General features: G+C 35.0%; 15 protein-coding genes. 11 read left to right on the forward strand and 4 right to left on the reverse strand.

All coding sequences use genetic code 11. The annotated features are described in order from the left end of the window. Positions 1 to 135: 135 nt before the first annotated feature. On the reverse strand, positions 136 to 984 hold the full coding sequence (locus MKY15_RS18580) for a hypothetical protein (protein WP_342538210.1): 849 nt from the start codon (positions 982 to 984) through the stop codon (positions 136 to 138). Positions 985 to 1,176: 192 nt separating this feature from the next. On the opposite strand from MKY15_RS18580, the gene MKY15_RS18585 reads away from it, so the two are divergent. From MKY15_RS18585 to MKY15_RS18600, 4 genes are all read left to right on the forward strand, one after another. Continuing rightward, positions 1,177 to 1,626 carry a hypothetical protein gene (locus MKY15_RS18585; protein ID WP_067209243.1) on the forward strand — a complete coding sequence of 150 codons (450 nt, stop codon included), beginning with the start codon at positions 1,177 to 1,179 and terminating at the stop codon, positions 1,624 to 1,626. Positions 1,627 to 1,694: 68 nt separating this feature from the next. After that, positions 1,695 to 2,378: a YiiX/YebB-like N1pC/P60 family cysteine hydrolase gene (locus MKY15_RS18590; protein ID WP_067209245.1), complete on the forward strand. Its 684-nt coding sequence runs from the start codon at positions 1,695 to 1,697 to the stop codon at positions 2,376 to 2,378. A 54-nt stretch (positions 2,379 to 2,432) separates the two neighbouring features. Next, positions 2,433 to 3,419 carry a hypothetical protein gene (locus tag MKY15_RS18595; RefSeq protein ID WP_338656717.1) on the forward strand — a complete coding sequence of 329 codons (987 nt, stop codon included), beginning with the start codon at positions 2,433 to 2,435 and terminating at the stop codon, positions 3,417 to 3,419. Between the two features lie 43 nt (positions 3,420 to 3,462). Next, positions 3,463 to 3,729 (forward strand): hypothetical protein, encoded by a 267-nt coding sequence (locus tag MKY15_RS18600; protein ID WP_067209249.1) that lies wholly within the window; start codon positions 3,463 to 3,465, stop codon positions 3,727 to 3,729. 737 nt (positions 3,730 to 4,466) lie between these two features. Here the strand turns inward: MKY15_RS18600 and MKY15_RS18605 are convergent. Further along, positions 4,467 to 5,327, reverse strand: a complete 861-nt coding sequence (locus tag MKY15_RS18605; RefSeq protein ID WP_338656716.1) for a helix-turn-helix transcriptional regulator — start codon at positions 5,325 to 5,327, stop codon at positions 4,467 to 4,469. A gap of 218 nt (positions 5,328 to 5,545) precedes the next feature. Here MKY15_RS18605 and MKY15_RS18610 point away from each other — a divergent pair, with 218 nt between their 5' ends. Both MKY15_RS18610 and MKY15_RS18615 read left to right on the forward strand, forming a co-directional pair. Further along, positions 5,546 to 6,331 (forward strand): hypothetical protein, encoded by a 786-nt coding sequence (locus MKY15_RS18610; protein WP_342538211.1) that lies wholly within the window; start codon positions 5,546 to 5,548, stop codon positions 6,329 to 6,331. Positions 6,332 to 6,610: 279 nt separating this feature from the next. Further along, positions 6,611 to 7,012: a hypothetical protein gene (locus MKY15_RS18615; RefSeq protein WP_067209255.1), complete on the forward strand. Its 402-nt coding sequence runs from the start codon at positions 6,611 to 6,613 to the stop codon at positions 7,010 to 7,012. A gap of 382 nt (positions 7,013 to 7,394) precedes the next feature. On the opposite strand, the gene MKY15_RS18620 is transcribed toward MKY15_RS18615, so the two are convergent. Then, complete coding sequence (locus tag MKY15_RS18620; protein ID WP_342538212.1) at positions 7,395 to 8,492, reverse strand: tyrosine-type recombinase/integrase; 1,098 nt, start codon at positions 8,490 to 8,492, stop codon at positions 7,395 to 7,397. Between the two features lie 630 nt (positions 8,493 to 9,122). Between MKY15_RS18620 and MKY15_RS18625 the strand changes: the two genes are divergently transcribed. The 3 genes from MKY15_RS18625 (at position 9,123) to MKY15_RS18635 (ending at position 11,436) form a co-directional block, all read left to right on the forward strand. Further along, positions 9,123 to 10,106, forward strand: coding sequence for a helix-turn-helix domain-containing protein (locus MKY15_RS18625; protein ID WP_342538213.1), 984 nt, complete (start codon positions 9,123 to 9,125; stop codon positions 10,104 to 10,106). Between the two features lie 293 nt (positions 10,107 to 10,399). Beyond that, positions 10,400 to 10,837: a GNAT family N-acetyltransferase gene (locus tag MKY15_RS18630; protein ID WP_067209263.1), complete on the forward strand. Its 438-nt coding sequence runs from the start codon at positions 10,400 to 10,402 to the stop codon at positions 10,835 to 10,837. A 116-nt stretch (positions 10,838 to 10,953) separates the two neighbouring features. After that, complete coding sequence (locus tag MKY15_RS18635) at positions 10,954 to 11,436, forward strand: methylated-DNA--[protein]-cysteine S-methyltransferase (protein WP_342538214.1); 483 nt, start codon at positions 10,954 to 10,956, stop codon at positions 11,434 to 11,436. A gap of 394 nt (positions 11,437 to 11,830) precedes the next feature. Here the strand turns inward: MKY15_RS18635 and MKY15_RS18640 are convergent, their stop codons facing one another. Beyond that, positions 11,831 to 12,280, reverse strand: a complete 450-nt coding sequence (locus MKY15_RS18640) for a DUF4362 domain-containing protein (protein WP_187044830.1) — start codon at positions 12,278 to 12,280, stop codon at positions 11,831 to 11,833. Between the two features lie 189 nt (positions 12,281 to 12,469). On the opposite strand from MKY15_RS18640, the gene MKY15_RS18645 reads away from it, so the two are divergent. Both MKY15_RS18645 and MKY15_RS18650 read left to right on the forward strand, forming a co-directional pair. Further along, positions 12,470 to 14,224, forward strand: coding sequence for an ABC transporter transmembrane domain-containing protein (locus MKY15_RS18645; RefSeq protein ID WP_338656705.1), 1,755 nt, complete (start codon positions 12,470 to 12,472; stop codon positions 14,222 to 14,224). Next, entirely contained in the window at positions 14,224 to 16,011 is a 1,788-nt protein-coding gene (locus tag MKY15_RS18650) for an ABC transporter ATP-binding protein (RefSeq protein ID WP_342538215.1), read from the forward strand. The genes MKY15_RS18645 and MKY15_RS18650 overlap by 1 nt, the downstream gene beginning before the upstream one ends. Positions 16,012 to 16,119 lie beyond the last annotated feature (108 nt).

A 16,119-nucleotide genomic window follows, 5' to 3' on the forward strand; every position in this document is an offset into this window, starting at 1 on the left:
TCCGATTCACTTTGAAAGTGCGATTAACGCAAATGCATTAACTGTTATATTCCTAGAAGTACCAGAAGCTGAAGATGCAACTTGAAAAATCATCTTACCAGTTTATCTATCATTCGGATTTTTATACCAATCTAATCATTTATAGTAAGCATATTCTTTTTCGACATTAACCAAAAAATCCAAGTCATCGTAAATTTTTAGAAGCAGTCGGGCTTGCTGGATACAAGTGGTTGCGTTGGTTCTTCCTAACTTATTATTGCAAATGGAAATTCTAGCAAAACAAACCGCAAGTGATTGGTATGACATCGATTTTTTATGCTTTTGAATAATTATAGTTAACATTTCTAACGCTTTTAAAAAGTCTCCCTCTTTAATAAGTAATAATGTGAGATTAATTTTAAATGAAATTATTAATTTTTGTGAATTCTGAAATCCATCATAAAGTTCAAGTCTTTCAATAATACGAGAAGAAATTGCAATTGCAGTATCATTTGGAAAGAAATGTAAAATTGTATTAATTAGAAGAATATCACTTAAATACCATTGATTAAGTTTTGAAAGCCTATTCCAAACTGGTTCAACAATTATACGAACGATATTAATATCATTCTTAATATTAAGGGATATTAGTGCTTCACATATAAGTTTAATATCCAGTAATAAAATGTTTTGGTGTTTTTTTAAAGCATTATTAATTTCTATTTTTATCTTTTCCAATGCAGTTACATCATTATAGGGTAATGAAAAGAAGTTATTGATTATTTGCTGAACCTGTCCATGTTTGAAATCATTATTAATAAATCTTACTTCTTCCAAAGTCATATCTAATCTATCCAGAAAATTTATATAGGCAATAGAATGAACATCTGATAGTTCAGCTTCAAACTTAGAATATGATGACTGGGAGAGGATGTCTTTAGCAACATACTTTTGTGTATACCCTTTATTTATCCTTATTTTTTTTATTGTATTTCCATTCAGCAAACTATTTCACCTCAACAATATTCTTTTTTGAATATTATGTAGCTATTTAATATTCTTACTTTACTATAGATTCAGGGGGTGCACAATGGAATTTATACTAGTTTTGTTAGATATATGGATTATTGGAGGTGGTTAAAAGAATTGACCGGTAAACCAAAATAAATTAAATTTAGAAAGCAGGGTGCAAATTTCATGCGTAAAAAAATAATTTCTTTATTCGTAATACTTATTGTATCTCTTAATTTGGTATCCCAAAGTGCATATGCTAATAGCGATGGAGAAATATTAACACCTATTAGCAGTGAAGAAACATTAACACCTAGTGCTGTTATTAATCCTGGTTCTGCTGCGGTTGGCGTCACGTTAAAAACAAATCAATTTGTTGCTGTATCGGATAGTATAAAGATTATTGACGGAACAGGAAATGTGTACATGCAAGCAGAAAATGGAGCTGTTACAGTAGGTATTTATTACGTTTATGCTGGTGGTCCTGATAAATTACTTAAAGAATATGTAGTTCTACCAGGAAAAACTTTAAATACTACCATAAAAGACATGGTACCAGCAACTTATGTAATTAAAGTATATAGAGGAAACCCGGATATCACTAATACTTCGGCTTTTGGTTATCTTGCAGACTAATAATGAAAATAAAATTTACTCGCTTGATTTAGTGAGTACTGAATATGCCAAAAAGGGGAATGGAAAATATGTATAAAAAGAAAATCATGTTATCTCTAGCATTAGCAGTATCTTTTTTAGCAACGAATCAACAAAATAATGTCAAAGCAGAAGAAGTCAATGACCAAAATATTGAATTTAAGAGCACAATACCTGAGGGTTACTATGATGAAGTTTTGGAAGGACAAAAAGATACCGCTGAATACATTAAAAATATGCAGTTAGAAAATCAAAAACTAACTAACTCCGATGTAGAAACTTTTGCTGTACCTATACCAGATGGCTCTATGGGGAATACAGGCGATATTCTTTATACTCCAAGTGGATTTAGTTCTACATCCCTACCTGTAGGAGGCCACGCAGCAATTGTTGTTGATCGTTATTCAACAATAGAAGCTATGGGATTAAGGCAGGATACTGATGGGGTGAGATATTGGACGAATAACTTTAAAGAGCGATATAAAGATGCTCGGGCTTATACAGTAATTGGCGCAACTGCAAGTCAAAAGCAAAGTGCAGTTAACAATGCTAAATACGAACTTTATGATCCTTATAACTATTCATTCTATGAAAAAACTAGAACAGATGCTTTCTATTGCTCACAATTAGTATGGAGAGCTTGGTATGACCTAGGAGTCGAACTAGATTATAATGGAGGAACTGCAGTCTGGCCTATCGACTTAACTAAAGGCAGTAAAGTGAAAGCAATTTAAATAAGTGAAAAAGAAAGCAGAATTTGCTTTCTTTTTTTAATAGGGGAATGTGAAATGAAAAAATCTATCTTAATTACTGTAATCCTTTCTCTCCTATTTATGCTGGGGTGTAATCAGAAACAAAAAGAAGACTTTGTACTATTGGAAAGTAATTTAACAGATGAAGACAGTAAGTTGTTGTTCTTAGATTCTAATCTCAAGGAAATAGAAACAAAAGTGATTAAAAGTAATGGGTTAACGTCATTGATCAATGATGAAGAAAAATTGTTATCAATAAGCCCTTATAAATCTGAGTATATTACAGTTAGTAAAGATGAAATAGATATAACTGACTCTAAACTCCCTCACCCCTTATTTATGATTCCGTTTAATAATGAAAAAATGTTTGTCTATAATTATGATAAAGAAAATGATATGAATTATTATACTTATAAGATGGAAGGGCGAAAAGGTTCAGAGCCATTCAGACTAAAAGGAATTCCTTTTTCAATAACTTCTGATAAAAAATCATTATTTATTTACAGTAGAGATTTTACAGAACCTATTGAAAATCAATTTACATTAAGTGTTGTCGATACTATAGACAATAGCATAGTCAAAGAATTAGTAATAGATGGACCTTTGGTTTCGTCCGATTTGTCTGTTCATGACAATGAGTTATATATATCCCTGGTAGACATGGATAATGGTGATAGTTATATATATACATTGAACCTTGAAAACTGGCAGTTGGAAATAAAAAAATTAAAAGAAAAAAATATTCTTGGAGTATATATACAGAAAAATAACGTTTATGCTATATATTCTAACTCTGGGAAGTCATTATTAATTAAATATAATAATGATTTTAGTAAATTACTAGAAAGTACGGAAATAGGGTATACTATTGAAAAACCGAAGTTTAGTAAAGATATGATGTATTTTATTTCAAATAAAGATGATAATTCTACTTTTTTATCTTTTGATTTAAAAAAATTAAAAATCAATAATGTCACGGAAATCCCTAGTTCAATTATAGATTATGTTATTCTAAGTCAATAAAAGAGATACTAGAAGATTAAGTAAATAGAGAGGTTGATTACAAATGAAAAGGAAATTTAGTATTTATTCATTATTACTAATTATTATTGGTATTTTCATGTCGATTATGTCGTTCCCTCCATTGAATATAACTTTTCTTGGATGGACTGGTATCTTTATTGGATTTAGTATTTACCTACTTGGAATCGTACTAGGTTTTATAGCTATATATATAAAAGAAAAGGGTTTCTTGAAGTACATATCTGTAATCTCTATCTTATTCGGAATTGTATTTGTGACATTTATATTTGCTATTGTTGGTCAAGTATAAAAACAAAGAACTTTGACGGTAATTATTACTTGTTTACATTATTTATCGATGTTCTCTTAGGTTACGGGGCTAAAAAGGGAGAGGACAATAAGTAATTTGATTTTAAAACAATCTGGCGCGATTGTTGGACAAATGTTTTTTAAAAAAGGGTGGCTGCGGTTACTCTTTTTTTATTTCGCCAGTGGAAAAAATAACGGGAAGTGTCAACGATACATTCTTAAAGTTGAGTAATAAAGATGAATCTTTGTGGTAGAAATTGAAGGGTTACAAGGGCTTCTCACGATGTGAAGCCCTTGTAACCCTTTTTATATGTCTTGTTTTGTGATGACGACTTAAGAGGAGTACCCTCGCGCAACAGCTCTAAAACTACGGTTTTAGTTCTGTTATGTGAGTTTTTTTATGCTTAGATGTATTCCCCAAATAAGTTTGGTTTCCATGCATGAATCGCATGGCGTTCTTTCTCAAAGATCTTCTCCAAATAGTTCATTGTCGTTTCAATCTTCTTAGAACACGATTAAAAGGATCCAAGATACTCAAGCCTACCTCAAATGAGGGGAGTGAAGTAGGTCTGTTTTATTATGTTCAAGTTCCCAAGGAGTACACAACCTACTCTACACCTCTGCTATATAAAAAATATAGCAGTATAGACCAAGGCATTGGTCTGTACTGCTAAAATTGGTATGTATTGATACTTTTAAAAAACCTGTATAGCAAGGAATCAAAGTTATGAAAAAAATTCAGTCACAGGAGTATTTTTTATATTCAAGTTGAATCATCTGTTTAAACAACTCATCCTCATAGATTTCTAAGAGAAGTTCTATTTTTCGATTGATTGTGTCTTCTTTTCCCCTTGATGTATACGAATAACATATTGCCATACGATTATAACAAACTGCTAATGGTTTATAGGATAACTCTTGCAAATGTGATTCTATAAGTTTTTCCAATCTATTAAGTGCTTCCGAAAACATACCGTTTTTAATGAGTAGTAACGATAAATTGAGTGTAAGAGTTGATCTTAGCCTTATTGCTTCTTCAAAGTTTTTATAAATTTTAAGTCTTTCCAGAAGTTTATCTGTAATATATATAACCACATCATCATCAAAAAAGTATAAAATTACATTCATCATTTGTATATCCAATAAATACCATTGATCATAGTATGAGATTCTTTCCCATACTTTATTCACTTTTTCTCTTGCCTTCTTAAAATCACCAGTAGTCTCTATAATTAATAGAGATTCGCAGATACTTCTCAATTCCTCTAAGACAATATTTCTATTTCCAAAAAGATGATATTCATCTATTGAACTTATAACTTTAGAAATTTCAGTCTTATTATTATACGGTAAACGGAAAAAACTTTTGACTATTTCTGTGGGTTTATTGAATTGATAATCATTATGAATATAACTAAGTTCATCAGTGGTTAATTGGAGTTGTAACAAAAGGTGCATGAAATTTGTCGAAAGAATATCCGATTTGTCAGATTCGAAATTTGAATAGGTTGCTTGTGTGAATAAGTTTCCTGTAACCTCTTTTTGAGTATATCCTTTATTTTTTCTAATCTTCTTAATTGTCCCGCCATAATTCGACATAATTCCCTCCATTTGTTATTTTTCTCATATTTTGTATTTATACCGTACTTTAGATTTATTATATAAGAAAGGAGGGAAATAAATTGGAAATTATTTTTATTATTTTAGATATTTGGTTGATTTCTGGAGGCTGAAAATTAGTTTAATTAATTTTTTCATTTGAAATAAGCTTGATAAACAAAAGTGAGATTCATCCACAATAAAAAGGAGTGAGAAAAATGAAAAAAAGCGTATTTGTATTTTTATTAGCATTAATTGCTTTAGTGCCTAACTCTGTATTTGCATCTAGTAACACAGGTAATTTTGAAGAAATAGTAATTTTTGAACAAGAGGAAATTACGGACATAGACAAAATTGTAGAAAGGGCTATTAAAGGAGAGACAGATGTAAATGATTTTGATTTTGAAGTGGTGCCTTCTGTAACTGAAATCACTACCAAAGATGGCTTGAAAAATGCAATTGAGCCATCTTTAAGTAAAAGTGACTCGAAAGATATAAATGAAGAAGACTTTGAAGTGTTTAAAACTACACAGAAACTCAAAGAAACTCAATTATCAGACGGGTCAATAGTTACTGATTATGTAACAAATGCTGTAGTAGTATACGATGAAAGATCATCGGGTACCAAAACAGACGGTTCATATACCGTAAGTGGTGAAGTGTCTATCCGTTGGCAGCAAATGAATGACGGGAAAATCAAATGGAAAGTTTTTAGCACCAAAGGAAGTTGGACAGTATTAGATACAGCTTTTTCTCTATCAAATAGAAAAGTGCACTACGGACAAGTGGGATTAGAGGCATGCATCTATAATGATTGTAATGAAGTTAAATCCCCTACCTCAAATTCTTACCTATATCACGCTCCAACAACTTGGCCGTGGTTGAGCATGTTTACTGGAGTAGCCAGCGTGTCATCTAATACTTCAGTTAATGTGAATAGAGGGTCTTCTACATTTGTGTTCAACGTTCAAATAATAAAACATGGTAACTCGGCTGTCGATTAATCAGGAAAAAACCATTTTGAATATTGCATTCAAAATGGTTTTTTCTTTTGCTATTTTATTTTTTAAATTATAATTCAATATATTATGTGTTTTATGTTATAATTGCGAATATCTAGAGAGTTAACGCGTGTGAGAATTATAATCTTTAGCTTATTTCTATGAAAAGGTATGAATTTTCACCTTTGGAAAAGTAATGATTTTATATGATAATTAATTTTCTGTTCAGCATTAGGGACTAATTATTAATCTATTAATAAATACAGTAGAAAGGAGAATTTCATGAATAGAATAAATTTATTAATTTTAATAGTTTTCGTTTTATTAACAGGTTGTTCTAGACAAGAAACCATTCGAGCTGCTGGTGAAGGTGAATATTGGAAAGCGCATGTGGTATACGAAGTGTCCAATTCAGAACTCTCTGATAGAGGGGGGATTGAATATACAGGAGATGAAGAACTTATCTATGTCACTTTTGCGGTAATTACTAGCACCGGAGCTAACCGGAAGGGAGAACGATATCCTGAAGAAAACCAAACCGCTATATCTTTTGGAACGTCCGTAACTAATCATCCACCAACTAAAGATGAAGCAATTATTGACTTAAATCACACTTATATAGAAATTAAATGGCAGACTAAAACTGGAGATTATGAAGAGAAAGTAGAATTGAAAGTTAATTAATTCCGAAAATACTGTATAACAAAGCCTGGACTTTAATAGTCGAGGGGTCACAGGAGCAGAAAAAAATAGTTGTACAGTGAAGTAACTTAGCATAACCCGTCCTTAATTTAGAACGGGGTTATGCTTGTTTTATGTTTTGGTTTTAAATTTAAATACCATTATTTTTACAAATGGGTAGCAGTACGCAAATGATCTGGCTTGTTTTTTTAGGGTAAATTTGATTAGAACTTTTAGTCGAAAGTTGCGGTAACTGAAATGATGATTGATGACAATGGCGATTATGGTATAATAGACTCATAAATCATATGCGACTCAAGAGGAATACCCTCGCGCAACAGCTCTAAAACTACGGTTTTAGTCCTGTTGAGCGAGGGTTTTTTTATTAGATATAATCCCCAAATATATCTGGCTTCCATGCATGAATTGCGTGGCGTTCTTTCTCAAAGATCTTCTCCAAATAGATCATTGTGGTTTCAATCTTCTCATGTCCAAGACTTCTCATAATATCGTAAATATCTACGCCATTTAGCTTTGAGATGATTGCGAAGGCATGGCGGAATACGTGTGGGGTGATCTTCATCGTTTGATCCGATAACTTCAGCTGTTCTAAGCTTGTAATCTCCTTTTTCACATACTGCGATAAATACGAGGGGGAATATGCTCGTCCTGTATTCGTTGTAAAAAGCGGATCATCCAGATGCGCTCGTTCGATTGGCAATAGGCCCCGTGCATTGCGAAAACTACGAATGCTATGGACCACTTTCTCTTTCAACGGAACATGCCGTCTCTTATTGCCTTTCCCCAACACATCCAAATAATAGCCGCTTTGAATAGAATCCACTTTTAAGTCTTTCACCTGCAAGGTACAAAATTCTTCATTCCGAATTCCGGTTGTTGTTAAGACGTGAATAATCGTAAACATGATTGGTTGCTGCATGTCTCTAAATGTATTCAGTAGCATTACGACATCGACTGGTCCTAAATCCCGATTAGGTCGATCATCTTTTCGAACGGTCGCAATCCGTAATCCCTGGTGAATCGGTTCCTGAATATAGCCCACACGATGCAGAAATGCAATAAATGCTTTGAGTATCGTTGTTTTCCGTTCTAGCGTTGCAGGGGAGTATGCCCCTTTGCTCACCACATACGGACTTTCAGTTGCTAACCACTCTTGATACCTTCTTAAATGACGTGATTGAAGTGATTTAAACAGAGAACCTTCTATTATATAGGCGACATCTACATCAATTTCTGTACTGTATGTTAAGAGCTGTTCGATGAAGAGCAAAAGTTCACGCTCATACTCTCTAACTGTCCTCTCCGTCCGATCATTTTTTTGGTTCAAGTGGCGGCGTTCGTAAAGAAACCATTTCATCATGTCTGGATCCGTAAAATCATGAAAAGCCTTTTGTCCATCTTTCTCTGCTTCATCTAAACGATTTTGAAGAGCCGGCAAAGTTGATAGATCCTGTAGCTCCATTTTTAAAAAACTTATTTGCAACTGTTTAGTTACACTCACTGAAAATACGATAGACTTAACACCCCTTTATTCAATTCATCAAAATACGCATTATGTCTCTTTAGAATACAATCATTATTTTTATCACTAATTCCACTTTTTAAGTCAAACTATTTATAATAAAACGAAAAGTTAGTGTGTCCTGTAAATAATTCGAAAATAGTCAGTTACAACTATTATATTTACCTTTAAAATAGTAAAGATTTAACCCTCTTTATTCTAAATCTATATATTTCTAACAAGTCCCTATAGAAAAACATTCAACATTTAATTAGATACTTTAATTTTCAATCAACCTATCTATTTTAACACAACTTTAATATAACATAAAAAAACAGTTCCTTTGTTTATGTATAATATTTTATTGATTAAATTCTATTGTATTTCGATATGATATTAAGTTGCTATTAAAGTTGAGTTATTTTATAGTATATAAGAATTGAATTTATTATTAATCGAATTATGTCACTGACTTTATCATTGTGAAATTAATTGAATTACTAAATATAATTTAGGCTATGTCAAATAAAGTAGTAACGCTCATTTAATTTTATTTATTAAGTTTATGCACTTAAGACAGGAGAGATTGAATTGAATGATTGGTACACAAGACTAGAGGTAGCGGATATACTTGGTATATCGAAGGCTACTGTCTACCACTATGCGAAACAAAAGAAAATCATTAAAATAGAAGACCCACATCGCCTGATACGAGAAGTGAGGTACAAACGGGAAGAAGTCGACACACTTGCTGCAGAACGACAACGCAATCAACCGATGGGGCTTCGGCCTTCTGAACTCGCTAAACAATTGGGCGTGACAACGCAGCGCATTTATGCCTTAATTCGAGAAACTGATTTACCCGTGGATGAATTGCCTGTTGGAGATGAACGCACAATCTATTCCATTCCAGATGAAACGGCGGTATGGATCACACAAGAAATCGAACGGACAGCGTCTGTGCGGGGGACACGGGTTGAATTTTATGATGCTAAATTTGACATCGTACTATACCAGCTTTTCCGTACTCAACAAGGACAAGATATGCGTGTATTGCGTAACGACAACCAGGAATGGGGCTTCTATTTACAATCGCGGACATGGATTCCTTTTACGAATGGTATCCATATTTATCAGTATGAAGCGGTGTATCCGATTCATCGTCCGAATAGTAGAGTTAAAGGGTATACAGACTTTTCACTACCAAAAGACTTACAGGAATCGTTTGATTTCCTTGATTTCGTCTATCAAATATGGGGGATTGAAAACATTCGCATCCGTGAGCACGACACACATATTGATTTGTCGATAAAAAGCGGAGAAATTGAGCTATCTATACCTGTTCCGGAGATACTTACAGAAAGTATTATAAAGAGATTTCTCGTATTAGGCGATGTTGTAATTAAAGAAGGCGAGTGGACGCTTATTAGCGGATACAGGCGCACGACATTTGATTTACCAAACAATCTGCTGGATAAATTGCAGGAGATTGCCAAAGAAAAAGACCTGTCAATGAGTGAATATGTGGAAGAGGCAGTGCGGGAGAAATTTGAAAGGGAAGAGAAAATGGAATGATAAATATCTTTAGTAACCAAAAAACGAGCTGATATTTAGCTCGTTTTTTGGTTATGAGGATTATATAAGGAACAAAGTGTCAAGTTAAGTGGGATAGAAAGCTAAACAAATTCAAGTTACATAATATTATTATGTAAACTAATAATTATTTTCAACCTCGGATAACAGTTCAAAGAAAACAAGTCAAACTATTAGCTGGACAAAAAGAAAGGCTGGTTCGAGGACAATTACAAATCAATTTATGGTAAAGTTGATTAATTCAGAAATATAATAATTATAAGGGGGATTCACGTATGAGCATTCTAAAAGCAACAGGAAATGACCTTGATTCATTAGCAGAACTATTGGACTTATACAGAGTATTTTATCAACAAAAATCAAATATTAATGGTGCAAAAGAGTTTATTAAAGACAGATTAAGCAACGAGGAATCTGTTATTTTTATAGCCTTTGATGAAAATAATCCTATTGGCTTTGTTCAATTATACCCTTCTTTTTCGTCTGTTAGTCTGAAGCGGACATGGATCTTAAACGATTTGTATGTAATGGAAAGTGTTCGTGGCAAAGGGTTTGGCGAAAAGTTAATTAAAAAAGCCATTTCATTTGCAGCGGACACAGGTGCAAAAGGAATATTACTTGAGACCAATGTAGAAAATATAACAGCACAAAAGCTTTATGAAAAAATCGGTTTCACGAAAGAAAAAAACTACTTCTATTTCTTTTCAATTTGAGAAAATACTAGTACCCATTAAATATCTAACACAGAAAATCAAAAGAAGTTTTAGGAGGGACTTAATACAATCCGAAAGTCTTCATTATCAGCATCCTTATCTACGGAGGTTCTTACATGAGTAAACTACATAAACTAGATTATGAATCACCGATTGGAGTAATTGAAATAATAGGTACAGATGAGGCTATATATTCAATAATGTTTTCTGAAGAGGATAGTGTGACAAATAGGATGCAAGCAGAAACTCCCGCGTCTTTAGTGGTTTGCTATGATCAAATTGAGCAATATTTTAAAGGTGAGCGTCACGAATTTACATTTCCTTATAACTTTGAAGGAACAGACTTTCAAAAATCAGTTTGGAGCGCTTTGACAAAAGTATCCTGCGCTGAAACGGTATCCTACAAAGATATTGCTGTTTCAATTGGGAATGAAAAAGCCGTCAGGGCAGTAGGAACTGCAAACGGAAAAAACAAGCTAAGTATCGTGATTCCTTGTCATCGAATTATCGGTTCTAATGGGAAATTAACAGGTTATGCAGGTGGTTTGTGGAGAAAGGAATGGTTACTTCAGCATGAGAGGACCTTTTACAAGGCATAACCCACATCCTCTAGGACAGTGTTGTTCGTGAACTCTTTCAAGCAATCGTCCTTATGATCGCTTCGCTATTCAAATCGCATTAGTACAAATGAAATAATCCGCCCTTGAGTCTCCAAGAAAATGAGCGGATTATTCTGTAGAGTTTGCTAATCGCCTTTGGAGCGATATTATGTTATTAAAGATCGTTTGGTAGTTGCACATCAAACGGTCTTTTTTACTGTGTATTACTTTACCAATGATATCCGTCGTACTCTTCGCATTTTGGTAAAAGAACTCTTAATCTGTTTTCTTTTGTTTCAGAATCAATACCAGAAGGAAGGGAGTACCAGATATGGATGCCACTACAAGAAGTGTTGGAAAATCAGTCATTGTATAAAGTATCCATCAGCCATACCTAATGCACGTGTTCGTCCACATGCTCTTTCGACACGCTTAGAATCGTAAAGCTTTCAGCGGATGAATCACATCCTTTAAGTGTGTAGATAAATAATTGTTGCCCTTCCTCTTCTAGGAGATCCGTACATGTCATATTCGTTTTGACGGGATCCTTGCCTCTATTTTTATTTTTTGAACGATCTATCTCCAAGTGGATCGTGGAGTCTTGGAAAGAAAGATTATATAATGTTGGATCTCCTTCAAGCGTGTAATTCGCAATACGGACTGTAGCTGCTTCCTCCATCTCCATACTTTCCAAGAACGATTCAAACGCAGGATAGTTATAGACAGGCCCGTGCATATTGACGATATCACCGTTTAGAACAGCTTTTTCACTAGTATACGAACAAGCTGAACTGACTATCATGGCTATTAGTACAAGTAAATATAAGTGTATTTTGTTCCTCATATTTATTACCTCCTTACGATCCGCTAGCGTTTCACCTCAATTATATGAAGAAGCAGCATACATTATCCCATTTTGAAAACTAAAACTACTTCTGAATCCGAATTATTTGAATCTCGGACCTTTTATATTGTTCAGACTTTTGCTAAACTAATCAAAGGTCTAATTTTAATGAAAAGTAGGGGGAGTAGCGTGAAGGTTTTATTACAACTTGGCTGGTTTTTTAAACAGCGCAAGAAGCAGTATCTTTTCGGGATTGCGATGCTTGTTTTCGTTTCCGTATTGCAATTGTTGCCTCCGAAAATTATCGGAATTATCGTCGATGATATTACAAAGGGTTCTTTAACAGCTGAAGGGCTCACAAAATGGCTTATTATCCTAGCTGTAGCAGGTATCCTCATGTACATTGCGCGCTATTATTGGCGTGTTATGATTTTTGGTTCAGCCGTTTTGTTATCCAGAACAATGCGTGAAAAGTTATTCAATCATTTCACGAGAATGTCGCCATCTTTCTACCAAAAAAGACGTGTAGGAGATTTAATGGCTCATGCAACAAACGATATAAATGCTGTGCAGCAAACAGCCGGTATGGGGATTTTGACACTGGTCGATTCCATCTCAACAGGTGGATTTGTCATTTTGACGATGGCCATCACCATCAATTGGAAATTGACATTAATAGCACTTATTCCACTGCCATTCATGATTTTCCTGACAAGCTATTATGGAAAACTATTGCGCAAGCGATTCCGGTTTGCCCAAGAAGCATTCTCGAATTTGAATGACAAAACGCAGGAAAGTATATCTGGCATTAAGGTCATCAAAACATTCGGTCAGAAAAACGAAGATATTGAAGATTTTACAAGCCTGTCTACAGATGTCGTTGGTAAAAATATGCGTGTCGCCAAAGTAGATGCATTATTTGATCCGACGATTACAGGGATATTTGCAATTTCATACATTTTGTCTTTCTATTTTGGAACGAAGTTTATTATTGCAGGCGACATGTCAATTGGAGACATGGTAGCGTTCAGTACATACCTTGGACTTCTTGTCTGGCCAATGCTTGCATTCGGCTTCCTATTTAATATTGTAGAGCGTGGAAATGCATCTTACAGCCGGATTACAGAATTGTTGTCCGTTGCACCAGAAATTAAAGACGTAACGGGTGCGATTGATAGAAGACCAGAAGGCGATTTACACTTCGATATAGACGAGTTTAAATTCCCAGGTGATGAACGCGCTGCATTGCACAATGTTCACTTCACGTTAAAACGAGGAGAAACAATGGGCGTTGTGGGGAAAACAGGATCAGGTAAAACAGCGATTTTAAAACTATTGCTTAGAGAGTTTGAAGGATACAAAGGAAGTATCGTCTATGGAGACAAACCTATCAATCAATATAAGCAGCAACGTTTAAGAGAGTCGATCGGTTATGTACCACAAGATCACTTCCTATTTTCAACGACACTTGCTGAAAATATAGCCTTTACAAACCCTAGAATTGGAACAGAGAAAATTCATGAAGCTGCACGGCTTGCGCATATCCATGAAGACATTTTAGGATTTACGGAAGGATATGGCACTATTGTTGGAGAACGTGGTGTATCGTTATCTGGTGGTCAGAAACAGCGAATTTCCATTGCCCGTGCATTAATTATGGAACCCGAATTACTGCTTTTGGATGATTCCTTATCGGCTGTCGACGCCAAAACGGAAGAAGCGATTTTACAATCACTCAAACAAACACGTACAGGCGAGACGACAATTATTACCTCTCACCGATTAAGTGCCCTCCAACATGCACATAAAATCATCATTCTGCATGAAGGTACGATTGTCGAAACTGGAACGCATGAAGAACTACTCGAAATGAATGGAAGATATAAAGAAATGTATGACCTGCAGCAACTCGAAGTGCTTGTCGAACAAGGAGGCGAGGAATAATGTCAGCAGAAAAACAACCAAAATTAACAGCGAAAGATCAATGGGTTGTCTTAATAAGATTGTTGCGTTATATCATCCCTCATAAAAAGAGCGTAATTATTGCGCTTGTCCTGCTTGTTTTGACGGTCGCGGGCAGTATCGTAGGACCCTTAATTATTCAACAATTCATTGATAACCATCTAGCTACCATGAGTTTTCAAAGGAGTCTCATCAAGAATATCGCAATTGTCTATATAGCTATTCAGATATTCATGGTTATCGTCTCTTATTTTCAGTTGATACGTTTCCAAGATATTGCACTGAAAATCATTCAGCAAATGCGCATCGACGTGTTTTCAAAGGTACAAGGGCTCGGCATGCGTTATTTTGATAAAACACCTGCTGGAAGTATTGTGTCACGTGTGACGAATGATACGGAAGCAATCAAAGAAATGTTCGTCAGTGTCATTGTCACGTTTTTACAAGCTATATTTGTAATTATTGGCGTTTATATTGCATTATTTTCACTTAATGCAAAGTTGGCGTTTATTTCCTTGTTATTATTGCCTTTGTTTTTAGCCGTTATTGTCGTCTACAGACGCTATAGTGCTGATTTTTATCAAGATATTCGTGAGCGATTAAGTCAGCTCAACGCTAAAATAGCTGAATCATTATCCGGAATGGGGATGATTCAAGCCTTTAGACAGGAAGATCGGTTAGAGGCAGAATTTGATGATATTAATGAAAAACATTTCCGTGCGGGAATGCGTAACATCAAATTTGACAGTGTCCTGCTGGGTCCAGCAATCGATTTACTGTACGCTGGAGCAATCATTTTTGTACTCGGATACTTCGGATTTTTATCTCTTGCCAGTCCTGTGGAAGTGGGGATACTCTATGTATTTACAACTTTGATTGGCCGTTTATTCCAACCTGTTCAACAAGTAATGCAACGATTATCTATTTTCCAACAAGCGATGGTTGCAGCATCGCGAGTCTTTAAGTTAATGGATGATCCTGATATGGAACCGGAGCAACAAGATAATAAACAAGCCGAAATTCAAAATGGTAAAATCGAATTCCGTGATGTATCGTTTTCCTATGACGGACAAGCCGACGTACTGAAAAATATTTCATTCACCGCGAATGCAGGTGAGACTGTTGCCCTCGTCGGTCATACCGGTAGCGGTAAAAGCTCCATCATCAACTTGCTAATGCGTTTCTATGAATATGAGCGTGGTGGTATTTATATCGATGATGTTTCGCTGAAAGAATACCCGAAAGAAGAATTGCGGAAGAAGACAGGACTTGTCTTGCAAGACCCGTTTCTATTCTACGGGGACATCGAAAGCAACATTCGTTTACATGATAAGGAAATGACGTCTGGGGAAGTAAGAGCAGCAGCTGAGTTCGTCCAAGCAAATGAATTCATCGAAAAACTACCAGACAAATATGCTCAAAAAGTAACAGAACGTGGCTCCACATTCTCAAGTGGGCAGCGCCAGCTAGTTGCATTTGCACGTACAATCGCGACGAATCCTAAAATTCTCGTTCTGGATGAAGCAACTGCCAATATCGATACAGAAACAGAAGTGGCAATTCAATCGAGCCTTGAAAAAATGAGAAAAGGGCGCACAACAATCGCAATTGCTCATAGGCTCAGCACAATTCAAGACGCAGAACTAATTCTCGTCCTGCACAAAGGCGAAATCGTCGAACGTGGAACACACCAGGAATTATTACTGAAAAAAGGGCTCTACCATAAGATGTATCTCCTTCAAAACAATATTTTGGAAGATGTTATCTGATAAATGACTTGAGCTGCAGTGGGTGGCCCATGCAATGAGGAAGGGTTGAACTACCTCCTTCTATGCACCCGCAGCACGTGGCGAATTTAGATTGCCTTCATATTGTCA

Origin of the sequence: Sporosarcina sp. FSL K6-1540, from assembly GCF_038620285.1 — a bacterium.
In the GTDB taxonomy this organism is placed as follows: Bacteria; Bacillota; Bacilli; order Bacillales_A; family Planococcaceae; genus Sporosarcina; species Sporosarcina psychrophila.